This window comes from Collinsella sp. CLA-ER-H10, from assembly GCF_040092475.1.
Lineage (GTDB): Bacteria > Actinomycetota > Coriobacteriia > Coriobacteriales > Coriobacteriaceae > Collinsella.
Genome location: NZ_JBBNLM010000039.1, coordinates 1 through 3,344 on the forward strand (window position 1 = coordinate 1; position 3,344 = coordinate 3,344).

Below are 3,344 nucleotides of genomic sequence, written 5' to 3' on the forward strand. Positions count from 1 at the left end.
GGCCCTCTCGGGGGCAGGGACGTTCGGCCGTGCGCGGGCGCCCGGTCGGCGGCCCGTTCTGGGCGCGCCTCAATCGTAGCCCGAGACGGTCCCGGGCTGACAATTTCGACTGTAATGGACGTTCTTGTTCGACTAGTCGTTTAAGAACGTCCCCAATGACTACCTTGCATCAATCTAATAAGTTGCGGTGAGATAGTTCTTGAACTGGCCTTTTTTGAGGCTAAACAGGAACTATCTCACCGCAACTGCGTTGAGCGTTTTTTGGCAGCCGGTTTACTTGCTTGCGAACAGCCAGACTAGGATGATCACTAGGATTGCGACGACGATGCAGACGATGGCGCCGGTGAATTTGATGCGTGAGTCGCGGGTGCGCTCGCGCACCGCGTCCTCGGTGGCCTCGAGCTGGGCAACTTCTCGCTCGGTCTCGGCGTGTTCGGCTTTGTCTCGGGCCAAGGATCCTGCAAGCGACTCAGTGATCTCTGGATGGTCATGCACCTCGGTCGCCTGCTCGATGATCGACTGTGCATGTGCGGCATCTGCTTGGGCGTTGGCGATGCTTTGCTCTTGGTCGCGGCGTGCCTTGTCCTCGGCGGCTATCTTCTCGCGCAGTTCGCGCTGGCGCGTCGTGGCGGCAGTTTTCGCCGTCTGCAGCTCGTCGCGCGCGGCATCGGCCTCAGTCGTCACGGCTTGGTGTGCGCGTTTGGCTTCGGCAATGGGGGCTTGAGCCTGCTCGACGGCCTGCTCGGCTGCGGCAAGCGAGTGCTCAAGGTCGGCGGTGATGCGCGGGACATCTTCTTCGGCTTTACGCAGGGCATCTGCCGTGTCGGAGATCTTCATCGAGAGCTCACTGGTGCGCACCGTATAGTTGGCGGGATTTGCCGAGGGATTGCGTTGCAGCTCGGCATACTCATGACGCAGTGTCTCGAGCTGGGCGCGCGTGGCGTCGACGGTTTGTTGTGCGGCGGCAATGCCGGCGTCTCGCTCGGCCTGCACCTTGTCGCGGATGCGCTTGGAATCCTCAAGACGTCGAACGAGGCGGTTGCCGGTCTCGCGCGAGCTCGCCTCGCGGGCCTCCACGGCATCGAGCGCGGCCTTCAGGCGGAGCTCAGTCGCGTCATCCTCTGTCTTCATTTGTTCGAACTGATCCCTGAGCTCTGTCGCTTTGGCGGCGTGGGCATCACGGTCAATCTCGGCTGCCGCAGCGGTCTTTTGCGCTGTGGCGATCGCTTGACGCTGGTCGGCGATGATCTGGTCGTAGCGGCCTGCGATATCCTGGCGCGTCTCGAGTTCCTCGGCCTGATCGGTAATGCGCTGCTCAAGTTCGGCCAGGTGGGCGCGGGCATCGGCAAGTGCCTTTTTCGCGGCGTTCATCTCGCGCATGGCCGAGGCACCCTGGGCGATAAAGGTGCCCACGGCGTTCGCAGTGTTCGAGACAGCGGTCCCCAGATCGCGGCTCGCGGCGGGGGAGTGCAGGGCGGTCGGGCGAGCGGTGTCGGCAGCGTCCGCATCGGCAGCCTGCGGCGCGGCGATATTGCCGGTACCGCCCTCGACCACAGAAAAGCCTGCTGCGTGCGGGTCGACCGCGTCGGTGCCAATCGTGGGATGCTCGAGCTGCAGAAACGAGGGCATGGTACTGCCCTGGTCGGCAACCGGAGTCTCGCCGGGCACAAAGGTCGAGGCCGCCTCGGCGGCCTCCTCTTCCTCGGCATCAATATCGGCATCGGCGACGGCGTCTTTCAGCGCTTTGACAGCATCCATCATGGAGTCCATGACGGCATCGAGCTCTTCTTCCGAAGACACCTCGATGGGGCCCGCTGCTTGCGGGGCGTCGTCCTGAGCGGGCGCATCGTCGTTTTGCTCATCGGCGTTTTCTGATTCGGGGGTTTCCGCCGTAGCGCTTTCGTCCAAGATGGGGCCGTCGACGTCGGTACCATCGCAGGTCGCAGCGTCAGTATCTGTGGTGACGTCTGCGGGATCATCAATATGCTCTTGAGTCTGGGGGTCCAGCTCGTCTGTCATAGGCATGTGCTCCTCATCGTTGTTTGTCACCCTATGATAAAGTCTCGCGCCGACATCCCGCGCGCCGCAGCAAAGTTTCAAAACGTGTTCGATGGCTCGTCTCGTTAACAAAAACTCGGCCGCTCTATTCAATTTTTACTTGACATTCCCTTCGCCGAAAGACGTTGCGCCGTTCGCCTGCCATGGGCTTTATTTTTCACTTGAAGAAGCTAAAGTTGCATTTCAGCTTTTGGCGCGTGAAGTTGGATGCGCGCAGTCGGCGGGCGTGCCCGTCGCGATTTGAAAGGACTTTGTATGGGACTTTTCACTGGTAAGACCGTGATCGTCACCGGCGGCGGCAAGGCCACGCTTAAGGACGGTTCCGCTGGCTCCATCGGCTACGGCATCGATATCGCATTTGCCAAGGAGGGCGCGAACCTCGTCATCACCGGCCGCAACGTCGCCAAGCTCGAGGCCGCCAAGGAGTCTCTCGAGGCCGAGTACGGTGTCAAGGTTCTGCCTGTTCAGGCCGATGTCTCGGCTGGTCAGGACAACGAGGCCGTCGTCCAGAACGTCATCGACAAGGCCATTGAGGAGTTCGGCCGCATCGACGCCGTCGTCAACAATGCTCAGGCCAGCGCCTCGGGCGTGACCATCGCCGATCACACCATGGACCAGTTTAACCTGGCCATTTACTCCGGTCTGTATGCTACCTATCTGTACATGCAGAAGGCCTATCCGCACCTGAAGGAGACCAAGGGCTCCGTGGTCAACTTTGCCTCGGGCGCCGGCCTGTTTGGCAACTATGGCCAGTGCAGCTATGCTGCCGCCAAGGAGGGCATTCGCGGCCTGACCCGCGTTGCCGCCAACGAGTGGGGCAAGGACGGCATCAACGTCAATATCGTTTGCCCGCTTGCTTGGACCGCTGCGCTCGAGAACTTCCAGGATGCTTACCCCGAGGCTTTCAAGGCCAACGTCCACATGCCGCCGGCAGGCCACTACGGCGACGTCGAGAAGGAGATCGGCCGCGTGGTCGTTCAGCTCTGCGGTCCCGACTTTAAGTACATGAACGGCGAGACCGTCACCCTCGAGGGTGGCATGGGCCAGCGGCCGTAGGGGTTACGTCTCAGGTTCCGCCGTTCTAACGAACGCCGTAACCGGCCGACGCTGCGCGGGCCGCATTTGGACAATCTGACGTTCAACTTCAAGGGCGCGACCGGAAGGTCAGCGCCCTTTCGTTTCACGTCACCTTGTCTCAAATGCGGCCCGCTCGCTCATATGACCCAATCCGCTGTCAAGAGCCACAATGGCCCCGCCGACCGCTTGCAATCGGTCGGCGGGGCCTG

The 3,344-nt window shown here is 61.6% G+C and carries 2 protein-coding genes; one reads left to right on the forward strand and one right to left on the reverse strand.

The window, feature by feature from the left end; translation table 11 throughout:
- Positions 1-273 precede the first annotated feature (273 nt).
- Positions 274-2,019 (reverse strand): hypothetical protein, encoded by a 1,746-nt coding sequence (locus AAAX36_RS09355; protein WP_349075268.1) that lies wholly within the window; start codon positions 2,017-2,019, stop codon positions 274-276.
- A gap of 294 nt (positions 2,020-2,313) precedes the next feature.
- Between AAAX36_RS09355 and AAAX36_RS09360 the strand changes: the two genes are divergently transcribed.
- A complete protein-coding gene (locus AAAX36_RS09360; RefSeq protein ID WP_006235414.1) occupies positions 2,314-3,114 on the forward strand; it encodes an SDR family oxidoreductase in 801 nt (266 codons plus the stop codon).
- Positions 3,115-3,344 lie beyond the last annotated feature (230 nt).